General features: G+C 36.7%; 15 protein-coding genes. 13 read left to right on the forward strand and 2 right to left on the reverse strand.

Annotation, left to right across the window (positions count from 1 at the left end):
* Window positions 1–3 precede the first annotated feature (3 nt).
* The 9 genes from IGI65_RS07675 (at window position 4) to lacD (ending at window position 11804) form a co-directional block, all read left to right on the forward strand.
* Window positions 4–804, forward strand: coding sequence for a phosphatidate cytidylyltransferase (locus IGI65_RS07675; protein ID WP_071864998.1), 801 nt, complete (start codon window positions 4–6; stop codon window positions 802–804).
* 295 nt (window positions 805–1099) lie between these two features.
* Window positions 1100–2368, forward strand: coding sequence for an RIP metalloprotease RseP (rseP, locus tag IGI65_RS07680; RefSeq protein ID WP_438773768.1), 1269 nt, complete (start codon window positions 1100–1102; stop codon window positions 2366–2368).
* A gap of 252 nt (window positions 2369–2620) precedes the next feature.
* Window positions 2621–6970 carry a PolC-type DNA polymerase III gene (locus IGI65_RS07685; protein WP_095006759.1) on the forward strand — a complete coding sequence of 1450 codons (4350 nt, stop codon included), beginning with the start codon at window positions 2621–2623 and terminating at the stop codon, window positions 6968–6970.
* 216 nt (window positions 6971–7186) lie between these two features.
* Entirely contained in the window at window positions 7187–7939 is a 753-nt protein-coding gene (locus IGI65_RS07690) for a DeoR/GlpR family DNA-binding transcription regulator (RefSeq protein WP_438773769.1), read from the forward strand.
* Between the two features lie 174 nt (window positions 7940–8113).
* Complete coding sequence (locus IGI65_RS07695) at window positions 8114–8872, forward strand: DeoR/GlpR family DNA-binding transcription regulator (RefSeq protein ID WP_071865002.1); 759 nt, start codon at window positions 8114–8116, stop codon at window positions 8870–8872.
* A gap of 11 nt (window positions 8873–8883) precedes the next feature.
* Entirely contained in the window at window positions 8884–9309 is a 426-nt protein-coding gene (lacA, locus tag IGI65_RS07700; protein WP_095006566.1) for a galactose-6-phosphate isomerase subunit LacA, read from the forward strand.
* Between the two features lie 18 nt (window positions 9310–9327).
* Window positions 9328–9843: a galactose-6-phosphate isomerase subunit LacB gene (lacB, locus tag IGI65_RS07705; RefSeq protein ID WP_095006757.1), complete on the forward strand. Its 516-nt coding sequence runs from the start codon at window positions 9328–9330 to the stop codon at window positions 9841–9843.
* A gap of 34 nt (window positions 9844–9877) precedes the next feature.
* Window positions 9878–10810: a tagatose-6-phosphate kinase gene (gene lacC / locus IGI65_RS07710; RefSeq protein ID WP_438773771.1), complete on the forward strand. Its 933-nt coding sequence runs from the start codon at window positions 9878–9880 to the stop codon at window positions 10808–10810.
* A gap of 22 nt (window positions 10811–10832) precedes the next feature.
* Window positions 10833–11804 carry a tagatose-bisphosphate aldolase gene (lacD, locus tag IGI65_RS07715; RefSeq protein ID WP_412258775.1) on the forward strand — a complete coding sequence of 324 codons (972 nt, stop codon included), beginning with the start codon at window positions 10833–10835 and terminating at the stop codon, window positions 11802–11804.
* 112 nt (window positions 11805–11916) lie between these two features.
* On the opposite strand, the gene rlmD is transcribed toward lacD, so the two are convergent.
* Window positions 11917–13290, reverse strand: a complete 1374-nt coding sequence (gene rlmD, locus IGI65_RS07720) for a 23S rRNA (uracil(1939)-C(5))-methyltransferase RlmD (protein WP_438773772.1) — start codon at window positions 13288–13290, stop codon at window positions 11917–11919.
* 193 nt (window positions 13291–13483) lie between these two features.
* Here rlmD and recX point away from each other — a divergent pair, with 193 nt between their 5' ends.
* The 4 genes from recX to IGI65_RS07740 all read left to right on the forward strand — a co-directional run bounded on the left by recX (window position 13484) and on the right by IGI65_RS07740 (window position 17117).
* Window positions 13484–14272 (forward strand): recombination regulator RecX, encoded by a 789-nt coding sequence (gene recX / locus IGI65_RS07725; protein WP_071864772.1) that lies wholly within the window; start codon window positions 13484–13486, stop codon window positions 14270–14272.
* Window positions 14256–15401, forward strand: coding sequence for an A/G-specific adenine glycosylase (gene mutY / locus IGI65_RS07730; RefSeq protein ID WP_438773773.1), 1146 nt, complete (start codon window positions 14256–14258; stop codon window positions 15399–15401). Before recX ends, mutY begins: the two co-directional genes overlap by 17 nt.
* A gap of 104 nt (window positions 15402–15505) precedes the next feature.
* The gene (ntdP, locus tag IGI65_RS07735; protein ID WP_071864770.1) at window positions 15506–16039 is read left to right on the forward strand and encodes a nucleoside tri-diphosphate phosphatase; all 534 of its coding nucleotides are present in this window, start codon (window positions 15506–15508) and stop codon (window positions 16037–16039) included.
* Window positions 16040–16139: 100 nt separating this feature from the next.
* Entirely contained in the window at window positions 16140–17117 is a 978-nt protein-coding gene (locus tag IGI65_RS07740; RefSeq protein ID WP_438773774.1) for an N-acetylmuramoyl-L-alanine amidase, read from the forward strand.
* A gap of 323 nt (window positions 17118–17440) precedes the next feature.
* On the opposite strand, the gene IGI65_RS07745 is transcribed toward IGI65_RS07740, so the two are convergent.
* Window positions 17441–17881: a GNAT family N-acetyltransferase gene (locus IGI65_RS07745; RefSeq protein WP_438773775.1), complete on the reverse strand. Its 441-nt coding sequence runs from the start codon at window positions 17879–17881 to the stop codon at window positions 17441–17443.
* Between the last annotated feature and the right edge of the window lie 13 nt (window positions 17882–17894).

Consider the following 17894-nt stretch of genomic DNA (forward strand, 5'->3'; position numbering starts at 1 on the left):
GTTGTGAGACAAAGAGTTATCACAGCAGTTGTTGCGCTGGCATTATTTATTCCCATTATTTATGTCGGGGGCGTAGCAATTGAAGTGACTGCAGCAGTGCTTGCTGTAGTGGCTGTTTATGAATTATTTAGAATGAAAGAACTGAACATCATTAGTTTTGAAGGAATTATTAGTGCTATTGGTGCGGTACTACTAGTATTGCCAAAAGCGCGCTGGTTTTTCTTTTTACCCGCTAATGTGGATAATTTTTCGTTGTTTTATTTAACGGTATTATTACTACTAGGGGCAGCTGTCGTTTCTAAAAACATGTACACCATCGACGAAGCTGGATTTCCAGTTTTAGTTAGTCTATATGTCGGTATGGGATTTCGTGAATTTGTTAGTGCCAGGACTGAGAGTTTAATTATTCTATTTTTTGGTTTACTAATCGTGTGGGCAACAGATATTGGAGCGTATATGGTTGGTCGCCAATATGGCAAAAATAAATTGTGGCCGGAAATTTCGCCTAATAAGACAGTGGAAGGTGCTCTAGGTGGGATTGTTTCTGCGGTAGTTGTAGCTGCGATTTATGTTTTAATTTTCCAAAGCCAGCAAGACTTTGGTCATTCTTTACCGTTAGTCCTTATTTTTACGATTATTTTTTCAATTGTGGGGCAATTTGGTGATTTGGTTGAATCGGCAATTAAGCGACATTTTGGCGTGAAAGATTCTGGTAATATTTTACCTGGCCATGGTGGTATTTTAGATCGTTTTGATAGTATGTTGTTTGTTTTTCCAATTATGCACTTATTTGGAATTTTTTAAAAAAAGGCAGTCTTTAAAAGTTGGCGCTATGGCTAGCTTTTAAAGGCTTTTTTTATGAAGAATGGATGGAATTTTACGAATGTAGGAAACTTGCTACTGGAAAAGATTTCTTGTAACGTTTTTAAGCTGCTGAAAGATTTGATTTCAAATCGATAAAAGAATAAAATGACAAAAAGCCCTAGGAAAGTTTTGTCTAGACTATTTGTATGCTAAAATAAAAAGGCACTACTTTAGGTGTGGGAAAAATAGTTTTTGGTGAAATAAAACAAAACTATGCATGAAGGGAAGACACAACATGAAGACAATTATTACGTTTATTCTCGTGTTTAGTGTAATCGTTATTATACACGAATTCGGGCATTACTTTTTTGCTAAAAGAGCTGGTATTTTGGTGCGGGAATTTGCAATTGGAATGGGACCTAAAATCTGGGGCCATCAAGGAAAAGATGGCACGACATTTACTTTACGGGCCTTACCGATTGGAGGTTACGTTCGTATGGCGGGAAATGGTGAAGATGAGGTTGAATTAACACCAGGGATGCCAGTAGGACTAGTTTTAAATGATGAAGGTAAAGTAAAGCAAATTAATACTAGTAGCAAAGTACAGTTACCCACAGCTTTTCCTTTTGAATTGGCTGAATTTGATTTAGAAGACGAGTTATTTGTATCAGGTTATCAAAATGGCGATGACAGCCAGCAAATGCGTTATGAAGTTTTACATGATGCGACAATTATTGAATCTGATGGGGTTGAAGTGAGAATCGCACCTCGAGATGTGCAATTTCAGTCTGCCAAATTATGGCAGCGGATGTTGACCAACTTTGCTGGACCGATGAATAATTTTTTATTAGCGATTATTTTGTTTATTGTTATTACCTTCCTTCAAGGCGGCGTAGCGATTACCAATACTAATAAAATTGGGGCAATTAGCGATAATTCACCCGCGCAAATGGCGCAGTTAAAAGAAGGCGATGCAATTGAAAGTGTTGATGGTAAGCAGATTTCTTCTTGGGAAGATTTAACTGCTGCCATTACAAGTAGTAAAAATAAAGTCTTACATTTTACCGTTAAAAGAGGAAATGAAACATTTACGACTGAAGTTACCCCTAAAAAAGAAAATGTTGAAGGGCAAGAAGTGGTTCGTATTGGGGTGCAAGTTCCTATGGATACCAGTGTCACAGCGAAGTTAACTGGGGGTGTAAAACAAGCAGTTAACAGTTCAGTCCAATTGTTACGGGCTTTGGGTAATTTAATTGCCAAACCAGATATTAATAAATTAGGTGGACCAGTGGCGATGTTTCAAATGTCATCAGAAGCGGCTAAACAAGGTCCTTTGACGGTCATGCTCTTAATGGCTGTTATTTCAATGAATTTAGGCGTAATGAATTTATTGCCAATCCCCGCATTGGACGGCGGGAAAATTGTGCTTAATATTATTGAAGGTCTGCGAGGGAAACCGCTCAGTCAAGAAAAAGAAGGAATTTTAACATTAATCGGTTTTGGCTTTTTGCTATTGCTGATGGTTTTAGTTACGTGGAATGATATTCAACGCTGGTTCTTTTAAAACGTAGCTTGAAAGTTTAAGAAAATAGAAAAAATACATTAAAAATGTCAAACAGTTTTCATTGTTTGGCATTTTTTTATGGGTGCAATAATTCCAAATATGGCTTATACTATTTCAGGTACCTTAGTAAATTTAATGGTTCGATTTTCAGATTAAAAATTGATTTTTTAGGTACTTATTTGCTTATTAAGCAAAATTAATTGAAGTTTATTTTGATGCTTCAAGCTTTTTATAAAAAAGGGGGAAGGTTTTTTGGCAAATGAAAATGAACGGTTTGCGATTTTATTAGAGCAAATTGATTTAGCGCCAGAAGAAAGGCAACATCCCTTATTAAAAGACGGCGAAATTACCGAAGTTGTGGTACATCGGAAATCGCGTGTCTGGGAATTCACCTTATCTTTAGCAGAAATTTTACCAGCTACATTGTATCAAAAGATTTGGCAAAAATTGCAATTAGCATTCAATGAAATTGCGAGCGTGAAATTGCATCTTAAGGTTAGTCAGGCTGATTTTAACGAAGCACTATTACAAGATTATTGGCTATTGGCTATGCAGCAAAATTGTAGTACAAAAGCAGTTGAACAAGCTGTAAAAGGACAACTTCCTTATCTAGAAGATAATAAAATTATTTTGCCGGTGGTAAATGAAGCGGTTATTTCTTATTTAACAAGTGAGTATCTACCAAAACTTGAGTTGAGTTATCAAGATTTTGGTTTTCCTAAGTTTCGGATTGAACCTCGTTTTGACGAAGCAAAAGGAGCCCAAGCCATGCAAGAAATGGCCAAAAGGCAAGAAGCGCAACATGCACAATTAATGCAACAAGCGCAAGAGAACATGGCCCTTCATGAGCAAAAGAAAAAACAAGAGAAAAATCCGGTGCTAGGACCACTTGTTTTAGGTCGCAATATTCCTAGTGATGAACCAATTACACCAATGGTCAATATAATTGAAGAAGAAAGACGGGTTACGTTTGAAGGTTTTGTTTTTGATGCAGAAGTGCGGGAATTACGGACAAAACGGAAACTTTTAACATTGAAAGTAACTGACTATACTTCTTCTTTCATCGTGAAAAAGTTTTCCAATGGTGAAAAAGATGAACAAATCTTTGAAGCATTAACAAAAGGTAAATGGCTGAAAATTCGCGGTAGTATCCAAGAAGATACTTTCCAACGCGATTTAGTCATGATTGCACAAGATATTGCCGAAGTGAAACACGAACCTCGCAAAGATTATGCACCTGAAAATGAAAAAAGAGTGGAGCTACACCTACATTCTAATATGAGTACAATGGATGCAACCAATAGTATTTCTGATTTAGTCGCCCAAGCCGGAAAATGGGGACACCGTGGGATTGCTATTACAGATCATGGTGGCGCGCAAGGTTTTCCAGATGCTTACCATGCTGGTGAAAAAGCAGGTGTCAAAGTTTTGTACGGTGTTGAAGCTTATGTAGTGGATGATGGTGTACCAATTGCTTATAATCCAGCTCATGTATCGTTAACCGATGCAACCTACGTCGTATTTGACGTGGAAACAACGGGGCTATCTGCCGTCTATGATACGATTATTGAATTAGCGGCAGTGAAGATGCATAAGGGAAATGTTATTGCCTCTTTTGATGAATTTATTGATCCTGGTCACCCATTGTCAAAAACAACTGTTGATTTAACTGGGATTACTGATGAAATGGTACGGGGCTCAAAGCCAGAAAAAGAAGTGATGGCTTTATTTACTGAATTTGCCAAAGATAGTGTTTTAGTCGCCCATAATGCTTCTTTTGATATGGGATTTATTAATACTACTTATAAACGTTTGGAAATGCCGGAAGCAAAAAATCCAGTGATTGATACCTTGGAATTGGCACGCTATTTGTATCCAGAATTTAAGCGTTTTGGTTTAGGGGTCTTAACGAAAAAATTTGGTGTTGGCTTAGAACAACATCACCGGGCAATCTATGACTCTGAAGCAACCGGACATCTGGCTTGGATTTTTGTCAAAGAAGCAATTGAAAATCATGATATGCACTATCATGAAGATTTAAACCGCCATGTTGGTGGTGAAAACTCCTTTAAAGCAGCAAGGCCATTTCATGCGACCATTTTGGCGCAGACACAAGCCGGCTTAAAAAATCTCTTTAAGTTAATTTCAATGGGAAATGTGAAATATTTCCACGGTGGTGTTCCAAGAATACCTCGCTCAGAAATTTCAAAATTACGGGAAGGTCTTTTATTGGGAACTGCTTGTGATAAAGGTGAAGTTTTTGTCGCCATGATGCAAAAAGGTGTCGAAGAAGCAAAGGAAAGAGCCAAGTTTTATGACTATATTGAAGTCATGCCAAAAGCAGTATATGCACCATTGATTGAACAAGAACTAGTCAAGAATGAAGCAGATTTAGAAGAAATTATTCGTAATTTGGTAGCGATTGGTCATGAGCTAGATAAACCGGTAGTGGCGACAGGGAATGTTCATTATTTGAACGAAGAAGATGCGATTTACCGCAAAATTTTAATTAACTCCCAAGGTGGTGCCAACCCACTAAATCGTCACAGTTTACCAGCGGTTCATTTTCGCACGACGGATGAAATGTTAACCGCCTTTCAATTTTTAGGATCAGAAGTGGCTAAAGAAATTGTCGTGGAAAATCCCAATAAACTTTTAGATTCTTGTGAAAAAGTTATTCCAGTGAAAGATAAATTATATACCCCTAAAATTCCAGGTTCAGAAGAAGAAATCACCAATTTAAGTTATAACCGAGCCAAAGAATTATACGGTGATCCGTTACCTGACATTGTTGAAAAACGCTTGGAAAAAGAGTTGAAATCGATTATTGGTAATGGTTTTTCCGTTATTTATTTGATTTCTCAAAAATTGGTGCATAAAAGTAATGAAGATGGCTACTTGGTTGGTTCCAGAGGATCAGTGGGCTCTAGTTTTGTAGCGACAATGACTGGGATTACCGAGGTAAACCCCCTAGCGCCGCATTATTATTGTCCAAATTGTCAGTACTCAGAATTTTATGAAGATGGATCTTACGGTTCAGGTTTTGATATGCCGGAAAAAGCTTGTCCTAAATGTGGCACTCGCTTAAATAAAGATGGGCATGATATTCCTTTTGAAACTTTTTTAGGTTTTAAAGGCGATAAAGTGCCAGATATTGATTTGAATTTCTCCGGAGAATATCAACCTGAAGCTCACAACTATACCAAAGTGCTATTTGGTGAAGATTACGTTTATCGGGCAGGGACAATTGGTACTGTGGCCGATAAAACAGCTTATGGCTTTGTTAAAGGTTATGAACGTGATCATAATATGCAATTGCGCGCTGCAGAGATTGATCGGCTTGCCCAAGGTGCTACTGGCGTGAAACGAACGACAGGTCAGCATCCGGGGGGGATTATTGTTATTCCAGATTATATGGATGTTTATGATTTTACGCCAATTCAATATCCAGCCGATGATTTAAGTGCAGAGTGGAAAACAACTCACTTTGATTTTCACTCGATTCATGACAATATCTTAAAACTGGATATCTTAGGCCATGATGATCCAACAGTAATTCGGATGCTTCAAGACTTATCTGGTATTGATCCAAAAACAATTCCGACAGATGATCCAAATGTTATGCGGATTTTTGATGGGCCTGAAGTTTTGGATGTAACAGAAGAACAAATTTATTCTCGTACTGGTACTTTAGGAATTCCTGAATTCGGGACGCGTTTTGTCCGAGGGATGTTAGAAGAAACGCATCCGGCAACTTTTGCTGAATTATTACAAATTTCTGGTCTTTCTCACGGTACCGACGTTTGGTTAGGAAATGCAGAAGAATTGATTCGCCAAGGAAAAGCTACCTTAGCCGAAGTAATTGGTTGTCGGGATGACATCATGGTTTATCTAATGCATGCGGGCCTTGAAAGTGGGATGGCTTTTAAAATTATGGAAACAGTCCGTAAAGGTCAATGGAATAAAATTCCAGATGACTTAAGAGAAACCTATTTAACAGCTATGCGGGAAAATAATGTGCCGGATTGGTATATTGATTCGTGTTCTAAAATTAAATATATGTTCCCTAAAGCCCATGCGGCAGCGTATGTCTTGATGGCGTTACGGGTGGCTTATTTTAAAGTCTATTATCCAATTTTATATTATTGTGCATATTTTTCAGTGCGGGCAGATGACTTTGATTTAGTTTCTATGACGCGAGGAAAAGATGCAGTCAAAGATCGTATGAAAGAAATCACCGACAAAGGGATGGAAGCTTCCACCAAAGAAAAGAATTTATTGACGGTTTTAGAACTCGCCAATGAAATGTTAGAGCGAGGTTTGGAATTTGGTATGATTGATTTGTATAAATCAGATGCCGTGAATTTTGTCATTGAAGACAATAAGTTAATCGCACCATTTCGAGCAGTACCAAGTTTGGGAATTAACGTTGCCAAACAAATCGTGGAAGCTAGAAAAGATGGTCCTTTTCTTTCAAAAGAAGATTTAGCTAATCGTGGGAAAGTTTCTAAAACACTGATTGAATATATGTCAGAAAATGGCGTTTTAAAAGACTTACCAGATGAAAACCAACTGTCTTTATTTGATTCTATGTTCGACTAGACACTAAAATTACAACAAATTTTGTTGTAAAAGATAAAGTCGATAGTGACAATTAACTTTTTTATTTTAGAATCTATCAATAAAACCACTAATGAAATGCCGTTTATTTAAATAAGGGGCTGTGACAAGTCTTTGTTCACAGTCCTTTTCAACTATTATTTTATTTTGAAATAGCGTAATAGAATTTAAAAAAATGCGTGTAAAGGAGGAGTAGGGATGTTAAAAGAAGAACGATTTAATGCTATCGTTTCTTTAGTAGATGAAAAAGGAACGATTCGCGTGTCCGACATTGTCGAGCGCTTGAATGTATCGGATATGACTGTTAGGCGAGATTTAACTGAATTAGAAGAACAAGGGCGCTTAAAGCGGGTTCACGGCGGCGCCAAAACCGTCCATACTTATCGTTACGAAGAACTATCTCATTCTGATAAACAAATTATAAACATGGCTGAAAAAAAGTTAATCGCACAAAAAGCGTTGGAATTGATAAAAGAAGAGGAAACAATTTTTTTAGGGCCGGGTACAACGATTGAAGTATTGGCTCAATTAATTCAGCATGATTCGTTACGAGTGGTGACAAATTGCCTACCTGTTTTTGAAACGCTAAGCCAGAAGCCGGGAAACTTAAAAGTCTATTTAATCGGTGGCGAGATGCGGATGCGGACACGTTCTTTTTTTGGCGAAATTGCCAATCTGTCTTTAGCTGACATGCACTTTCATAAAAGTTTTTTTAGTTGCAATGCCTTAAAGGAAGACAAAATTATGACAGCCACGATTGAAGAAGGACAAACGCAGCTTATCGCATTGCAAAATTCTTTTGAACGTTACTTGTTGATGGATACTTCCAAAATCGATAAAGAAGATTTTTATACTTTTTATCGCTTAAAAGATGTGACTGCTGTTATAACAAACCCTGATGAATACAACAGTTCGCAAATTTTTGAAGATAAAGTTCAAGTCATAAAATAATTATCTTTTGAGTTAAAACAAACACTTTACTACTATAAAGTGTTTGTTTTTTTGTTTTTAATGTGAGGGATAAGGAAAAACATTGTAAAAAACGCAAAAAATAAAACATTATCTACAAAATAATTGTTGATAAATGTTTGTAAATGTTTTATTATGATAGAGGAAGGTGATGAGATGCTAAAAACAAAACGCCAACAAGCGATTGTTGCATTATGTGAATTGCATGGTGTAGTTACGGTGAAGTTCATTCAAGAACAATTAAATGTTTCCGATATGACAATTCGACGTGACTTAGATGAATTGGCTTCTCAAAACTTGTTGATTCGAGTTCATGGTGGCGCCAAGAGTCTTAATTTTGAAAATGAAAAACCGACAGAATTATCCCATGGTGAAAAAAAGCAATTACACAGTCGTGAAAAAGAGTTTATTGCCAAAAAAGCCGCAGAAGCAATTCATGAAAATGATACAGTTTTTCTAGGACCGGGGACGACAATTGAATTGATGACAAAATATTTGCCTAAGAAAAAATTACGAATTATAACCAATAGTCTACCTGTGTTTAACTTACTTACCACTAACGATCACTATGATTTGTATCTCATTGGTGGGGCGTATCGCAAAATTACGGGTGCTTTTGTCGGATCAATTGCCAATGAAACAATTCAAAAGCTAAGTATTCAAAAAGCTTTTGTCGGTGTTAATGGAATTATGGAAGAATTTGTCTCGACATTTAGTATAGAAGAAGGCAAATTTCAGCAACTTGTCTTAGATAAAGCCCAACAAAAGTTTCTAGTTGCCGATGCGTATAAATTTAATCAAAGTGATTTCTATAATTTTTATAACTTAAACGAGATCGATGCGCTTTATACAGATGATACAATCAGCGAAGTTGTAAAGAATCATTATGAACAGTATACAAATATCATACATTAGGAGGAAATACGATGCGTGTTGTAATTGGTGCTGACGCACAAGGAGAAAAATTAAAAAATGTTATAAAGGATTACTTAGTGAGTGAAGGTTATGAAGTCGTAGATAAGACAGTAGCCGGAGCGGACTTTGTTGATTCTACTTTAGCGATTGCCGAAGATATTAAAGCAAATGATGGGTCAATGGGTATTGCTTTTGATGGTTATGGCGCTGGCAGTTTTATGGTCGCAACTAAAGTGAAAGGTATGGTCGCAGCTGAAGTTTCCGATGAACGTTCCGCTTATATGACAAGAGAACATAACAATGCCCGCATGATTACTATTGGTTCAGAAATAGTCGGCGAAGAACTAGCTAAAAATATCGTTAAAGAATTTCTAGCAGCGCACTATGATGGTGGACGCCATCAAATTCGTGTAGATATGTTAAATAAAATGGCGTAATAAAATGGAGGAAAAATGATGAAAATTGCAATTGGTTGTGACCACATTGTCACAGATACGAAAATCGCTGTTTCCGATTTTTTAAAAAGTAAAGGTTATGAAGTAATCGATTGTGGGACATATGATTTTACCCGGACGCATTATCCAATTTATGGGAAACGGGTCGGCGAAGCAGTCACAAGTGGCGCAGCGGATTTAGGCGTAACGATTTGCGGCACTGGCGTAGGGATTACCAATTCAGTCAATAAAGTTCCCGGTATCCGGGCGGCTTTAGTACGAGATATGACGACGGCCATTTATGCCAAAGAACAATTAAATGCCAATGTCATTGGTTTTGGTGGTAAGATTACAGGTGAATTTTTAATTAATGATATTATTGAAGCGTTTATTAAAGCCGATTATCAAAAAACGCCGGAAAATGAAGCGTTAATTGCAAAAATCAATGCTGTCGAAGGGGAAAAACCAGCCCAAGCAGATCCCCATTATTTTGATGAATTTTTAGAAAAATGGGATCGTGGCGAGTACCACGACTAACTAATAAAATAATTTATTAAATGGAGGTCTTAGCATGATCGTAACCATTACGATGAACCCTTCGATTGATATTTCGTATCCCCTTGAAACGTTTAAGCTTGATACTGTCAATCGGGTCGTTGACGTAAAGAAAACTGCCGGTGGTAAAGGATTAAATGTAACCCGAGTGTTAAAACAATTAGCAGATGATGTAACAGCAAGTGGTCTGTTAGGCGGCTTTTTAGGTGAAAGCATCAAAAAAGACTTAGATGAAGCTGGCATTTCACATTCTTTTAGTCAAATCGACGGTGAAACTAGAAACTGTATTGCGATTTTACATGAGGAAAAGCAAACTGAAATCTTAGAAAGTGGTCCGGTTATTTCAGATAAAGAAGCTGAAATTTTCTTAGAACACTTTACTGATTTAGTTAAAAAGGCTAGCATTTTGTCTTTTTCCGGCAGTCTACCAACGGGCTTACCCAAAGATTTTTACGCAAAAATGATTGCAATTTGCAATGAACAACATAAACCAGTTGTTTTGGACTGTTCTGGTGAATCTTTGAAGTTAGTGTTAAAAGGAGATGCCAAACCACTACTCATTAAACCCAATACCGAAGAATTAGCGGATTTATTAGGTCGAGATGTTAGTGATGATATTGCGGCATTAAAAGCTGCACTTCAAGATCGTTTATTTGATGGAGTAGAGTGGATTGTAGTTTCAATGGGTGCTAAGGGTGCCTTTGCAAAACATAACGATAAGTTTTATCGGGTAAAAATTCCCAAAATTGAGGTTGTGAATCCAGTTGGCTCTGGAGATTCGACTGTAGCCGGATTAACTTCGGCAATTAATAATGGTGATTCAGATGAAGACATCTTGAAAAAAGCCAATGTTTTGGGTATGCTTAATGCGCAAGAAGCAGTAACCGGACATGTAAATTTGGATCATTATCAAGATCTATTTGATCAACTGGACGTGTCTTTAGTTTAGAAAAATTTTAGGAGGAATATATATGACAACCGAAGCAAAAAAAGCCTATATCAAACAATTAAGTGACAAAAACGGTGTGATTTCCGCACTAGCTATTGACCAACGGGGCGCTTTAAAGAAAATGATCAATAAATACCAAGACCAAGAAGCCCAAGGAGAACAAATTGAAGAATTCAAAAAAATCGTTTCTTCAGAATTAACCCAATATGCTTCTTCTATCTTACTGGATCCAGAATATGGTTTACCGGCAGCAAAAGTAAGAGATGAAAATGCTGGTTTATTATTAGCTTATGAAAAAACTGGTTATGATGCTTCAACACCAGGACGCTTACCAGATATTTTGTCGATTTGGTCTGTGAAACGACTAAAAGAAGCTGGAGCAGATGCATGTAAATTCTTACTTTACTACGATGTGGATGAAAGTGATGAAATTAACGACCAAAAGAAAGCCTTCATGGAACGCATCGGTTCGGAATGTGCGGCAGAAGATTTACCATTCTTCTTAGAATTAGTATCTTATGACGCTAACGATGCCGATGCTAGCACGAAAGAATATGCGTTGAAAAAACCACATAAAGTCATTGAAATGATGAAAGAATTTTCAAAACCACGTTATGGTGTAGATGTCTTGAAAATGGAAGTGCCTGTTAACATGAACTATGTTGAAGGCTATACAGAAGGTGAAGTTGCTTATACAAAAGAAGAAGCGATGGCTTACTTTAAAGAACAATCAGAAGCAACGAATCTGCCATTTATCTTCTTATCAGCAGGTGTTTCAGCAGAATTATTCCAAGAAACATTGAAATTCGCTAAAGAAGCCGGCTCCACTTTCAATGGTGTCTTATGTGGTCGGGCAACTTGGGCTAATGGTGTAGAACCATTTATCACAGGGGGCGAAGAAGCTGCAAGAGAATGGATGCGGACACAAGGTCGCAAAAACATTGAAGAGTTAAACGAAGTGTTACAAGCTACGGCAACACCAGTTAAATTTTAAGAAAAAAAGGAAGGCTACTGGATTTTTCCAGTAGCCTTTTTTTGTAGCTAAAGTATTGATTTTATTTCGTAGTATTTTTCTCTTCTTACTTGAATGAAGCTCATTACTTAATTTACTTTTTCGTCATTTTTACAACAACTTCACAGCGAGCAGTTTGAGGAAACATATCCACTGATTGTAAATAATGAATGTCGTAAACTTTCGCTAAACTAACTAAATCTCGAGCTAACGTTGAGACGTTACAAGAAATATAGACAAATTTTTTGACTGGCTGTTGCGTTAACGCACGTAATAATTTTTGATCTAAACCAGTGCGGGGAGGATCTACGACAATGGCATCCGGACTAAAACCGTCTTTTAACCACTGAGGAAGGAGTTCTTCAGCTGTTCCAGTTTCATAATGGGTGTTTGTCACACCTAAGCGTTTGGCATTGCGCTTAGCATCTGAAATGGCTTGTTCGATTGTGTCCATTCCCCGTACTTCTTTCGCTATTTTTGCCATCGAAAGACCAATTGTCCCGACACCACAATAAGCATCTACCAATGTTTCTTGTGGCGATAAAGCCAGTGCTTTGCGGGCTTCATCGTATAAAATTTTTGTTTGATACGGGTTTAACTGGAAAAAAGCGCGAGCAGACAAATCAAATTGCAATTCATCCAATGCTTCTGCGATGCTTTCTTTTCCCCATAAAAGTTCGGTCTGTTCTCCCATAACCAGTGACGTCTTTTTATTTTGAACATTTTGCATAATAGAGACTAAAAAAGGTAAACGCTGGGTTAACTCACGAATTAAGCTGTTTTTTTGGGGTAATTTATTAGTATGTGTAATAAATACTAACTGGACTTCACCAGTTTGTACCCCTTTTCGTACCATCAATGTTTTTAAAATCCCACTATTTTTCTTTTCATCGTAAATTGGAATTTGATATTTATTAATTAATTGTACCGTCGTATTCATAACAGCTTGTGTGTCTGGTTCTTGCACCAGACAGTTATCAATTGCCACTAAGTTATGCGAACCCGTTTCGTAAAGACCAGCTTCAGCTTTTTGTTTTTTCGTATTATATCGTAGTTGAAATTGCGCTTTATTACGATAACGCCATGGGTCTTCCATCCCAATAGTTTCTTTTAACACGTAATTTTTATAACCAGCTGGTTTGAATTTTGTTAAAGCTTGTTGCAATAAATCGCGTTTAAAATCTAATTGTTTGTCATAAGTCAAATGTTGCAACTGGCAGCCACCACAACGATCATAAAAAATACAAGGGGGCGTAATCCGATGTGGACTTTTTTTTATGATTTGTAAAATCTGAGCTTCAGCGAATTTTGCAGTAATATTTGTAACTTGAGCGGTTAGTTTTTCTCCGGGTAAAGCTTTGGGTATAAAGACGATTAAGCGCTTGAAATAGGCAATTCCTTCTCCATTAATACCCAAGCGTTTAATCGTGACGTTAATTTTTTGTCCCTGTTTGACAACTTGTTCCATAGCTGGCTCCTTGTTTGTGACAGCAATTATAAAAAGTGCTGTTCTTTTTGTCTTTTTACTGTAGTTATCTTAACATAATCTATTCAGAAACAAAACCAACCGAAAGGCTTTAGACAAGTAGTACTTTATGGTACACTACAAACATATATTCGTGTTTTATCTATTCATGAAAACTGGTAAAGGAGGCTTACTGATGATTACTGTTGCGCGGGTAGCAAAAGGGAAAAACGGATTTTATGAAGTTGATTTATCCAATGGTGAAACTTTAAGAGTTTCAGAGGATTTACTAATTAAATTTCGTTTGTTAAAAGGACTCGAGCTAGACGAAAAGACACTAGCAGAAATCAATAAAAATGCGCACTATGATGTCGGTGTTCAATTGGCATTAAATTATATCAGTTATCAGCTGCGCTCAGAAAAAGAAGTGCGAACATATTTGAAAGATCGTGAAATTCCTAGTTCAGATCGAGAAAAAATTATCGCACATTTAAAAGACTTATCTGTCTTAGATGATAAAATCTATGGCGAAAGCTACGTTAGAACGCAAATGCGTTTGAGCGATAAGGGACCGGCGGTAATTAAACAACAATTGCGTCAAAAGGGTCTAACTCCAGAGGTAATCGAAAACGCGCTGTGGTTATATGATGATAAGACTCAAATTGAAGTAGCAGAACATGCCGCCCAAAAAATTCTAAAAAAAATTCATAATAAAAGTTTTAAAGAAACAAAACAAAAATTACAATTAACGCTACGACAAAAAGGTTTTAGTGGCGATATTACCAATTTAGTATTGGCTAATTTGGAACTGGAAATAGATGAGGATTTGGAAAAAGAAGCTTTAAAAAAAGCAGGTGAAAAACTTTGGCGCAGACATCAAAATAAAGCACCGCAAATTCGTAAGCAAAAAATCAAACAAAGTCTTTATCAAAAAGGCTTTTCATTAGAGGAGATTCAGCAGTTTATCGATGAACAAGAAGAATGAGCATTTAAATGAAGCACAAATAAAAGAGTTGCAACAAGTTTTTATTGCCTGGTATCAAAAAAACAGACGTAATCTACCTTGGCGCCAAAGTCGTGATCCATATTTTATTTGGATTTCTGAAATTATGTTGCAACAAACTCGCGTGGATACAGTTATTGTTTATTTTTATCGTTTTACTGCTAAATATCCAACTATTAAAGCACTAGCAGAAAGTGATGAACAAGAACTTTTAAAAGTCTGGGAAGGGTTAGGTTATTATTCACGCGCCCGTAATTTAAAAAAAGCCGCCCAACAAATTATGACAGAATTTGACGGGACCTTTCCAACTGATATTGAGAAGATTCATTCATTAAAAGGTATCGGACCATACACTGCTGGGGCAATTGCTAGTATCGCTTTTAATCAAGCCGAACCTGCCATTGACGGCAATGCCATGCGGGTAGTTAGTCGCTTATATGGGATTGACGCTGACATCGCTAAACCTGCCAGTCGCAAAATTTTTGATCAAGTATTGCGTCAACTTATCCCTGTTGCTGCACCAGGAGATTTCAATCAGGCGCTAATGGATTTAGGCTCAGGGATTTGTACGCCTAAAAAACCAGAATGTGAAACCTGTCCTTTAAAAAACTTTTGTTTTGCCTATCAAACTGGTCAGCAAGAAAAATATCCAGTTAAAACAAAAGCAGCTAAACCAAAAGATGTTTATTATTTTGCGACAGCTATCACCAATGCGCAAGGTGAATACTTATTAACACAAAGAGCAGATGACGGGTTGTTGGCAAAGATGTGGACGTTTCCTTTAATTGAAGTTAGTAAGGAGACGTTTGAATTCGGGCAAAAAAATTTTAATAAAGAAAGTCATGAATTAAATCTTTTTTCAGTAGCAGAAGATATCTCTTTACCTGAGGTGTTGCCTAAAGATGTAGTGTGGCAAAAACGACACTTAGGTGAGATCAAGCATATTTTTAGTCATTTAAAATGGCATGTACTGCTTTTTTATGGTGTTAAACAAGCCGACTTTTTACTGCCTCAAAAAAGTCACTTTGTCCCTTTAAAAGAATTTGACCACTACGTTTTCCCTAAGCCACAGCAAAAGTTAGTTGACCTATTGGAAAAAAACAAACAGTGAATAAACATTTCTAGTCAAGGCTTACTTTTATTGCTATAATAATTACGATGTCGGTGTAAAACATACCCAACATACCATCATGGTTAAAAGGGAAGGGTTATAGCATGCAAATTCCAAAAGAAGGCGAGTTTGTAACGATCCAAAGTTATAAACACGATGGCAATTTGCACCGTACGTGGCGAGATACAATGGTTTTAAAAACCAGTGAATATTCGATGATTGGTGTCAACGACCACACACTTGTAACAGAGTCAGACGGTAGACGCTGGGTGACAAGAGAACCTGCGATTGTCTACTTTCATAAAAAGTGTTGGTTTAACGTCATTGCCATGATTCGTGAAAAAGGTGTCTCTTATTATTGTAATCTAGCTTCACCTTATTTATTAGACGAGGAGGCCTTGAAGTATATTGATTATGATCTTGATATCAAGGTTTTTCCTGACGGTGAAAAGCGGCTACTAGATGTGGATGAATATGAGCAGCACAGTAAGCTCATGCATTATCCCAAAGACGTTGATTATATTTTAAAAGAAAACGTCAAAATATTAGTGGATTGGATTAATAATGGTAAAGGTCCTTTTTCTGAAGGCTATATCGATATTTGGTATGACCGCTACAAGCAATTGTCACGAAAATAAAAAAACTATCCTACTTTTTGGTAGGATAGTTTTTTTATCTTCATTTAAGGATTTTAAGGTACAATAAAGATATAAAAATAAAATACAGGTTGGATAAGAAATGAAGACAAAAACTAAGTTAGGATTTATTATTTTAGCCGTTAGTCTAATAAGTATAGCAGGGGTTATTTGGCAGAGTGAATTAAAAAGCGACGCCACAAAAGAAACCGTAGAGAAAAAAGAACAGCCTTCGGTTTTGACAGTTGATCAAACGAACCCTTTGACCGTCACCAGTAAAAAAGTTCAAGTTTACGTTGATCCGTCTTTATACAGCACGGTGGCAGAAACAGATAATGATTATGTTTTGCTAAAAAAAGAACCAGATGAAAAGAGCGAAACAGTTACAAAATTGTATCGTGGTGAGTGGGGGCTTTATTTGGTAACGCAAGGTGACTGGATAAAAATAAACACCAATGAAGGGAAAATCGGTTGGCTCAAAAAAGAAAATACCGAGATTGCAACCAGTTCTCGTAAAGTAAAGCCAACATTAGCCCAATTTAAAGTAGTATTAGATGCCGGACACGGCGGGGTTGATACCGGCGCTGAAAGTGAAGACGGGACTTTAATTGAAAAAGAGTTGACGCTACAAACAGTAAAAAAAGTAGGTGCGGCTTTAGAAAAGCTAGGCGTAACAGTTGTATATACCCGTACTAAAGATGAGTACCTTGAGTTAAGTACCATTACTAAAAAAGCTATGGCAGAAGATGCCGATTTATTTATCAGTCTGCATTATGATAAATACGACTATGATAATGGCATGGATGGGCAAACAACTTATTACTACTATCAAGAAGATAAAGAAGTGGCAACAATTTTAAATAATGCTCTTGACCAAAATCTTTCTTTAAATAATAATGGCATTCGAGTAGGTAATTATTTTGTTTTACGTCAGTCCAATCGTCCTAGTCTATTATTGGAGTTAGGTTATTTGAATAGTGATCGTGATTTAGCGCTATTGAAGCAAACAGATTTTCAAGCGAATGTAGCGAATGGAATTGCAACAGGTGTACGTGCTTATGTGGAGAGTTTAAACAAATAGAAACCAAAAAAGAAGCTGTGATAAAATTATCATCACAGCTTCTTTTTTAGAATAAACGTTGTGACAAAAGTAGCTTCTTCTTAGATAAGACGGAATTCTCAAAAATTTGAAAAGCAACTTTCGCAAATTTCGTCTTATTTTTTGAAGCTGGTCGCCTCTATCACAAGCTCTCCATTTTTTGATGTAAACAGTTTTAAAGTAATAAATTCTTTTTAAATGAGCTGGAATTTTACAAAAATTTGAAAAGCAACTTTCGCAAATTTCAACTTATTCGTTGAAGCTAACCCCCTCTATTACAACTTCATCTTCTTTTTGAAATCTAACTATTCAGCCAATTTTTTTGTCATCGTAATATGTTTTATACCCGCTTCATAAAAAGGTTCTCCTTGGGGGATAAACCCTAATTTATGGTAGAAATCACGAACTTGCCATTGTGCTCCTAAGGTAATTTCTTTAAAATCGTGTTCTCTGGCAAAATCTTCGGCACCTTTTAGTAATTTTTTACCGAGACCTTTGCCCCGATCTTCTTTTAAAACGGCCATTCGCTGGACTTTTACAATTTCATCATTTATCGGTAGTAGTCGAACTGTCGCCAATGGTACTTTTTTATCGTCATATAAAACAAAGTGAACAGCATAGGCTTCATTTTCATCGATTTCAACAGATAGCGGTACGTTTTGTTCTTTGACAAAAACTTGATTCCTAATTTTTACTGCCGCTAAATAAATGTCACTCATTGTGTCACGAGTTTGGAGTATGCGCAAAAAAATCGCCTTC

Origin of the sequence: Enterococcus sp. DIV0755b, from assembly GCF_051713765.1 — a bacterium.
In the GTDB taxonomy this organism is placed as follows: Bacteria; Bacillota; Bacilli; order Lactobacillales; family Enterococcaceae; genus Enterococcus_C; species Enterococcus_C canintestini.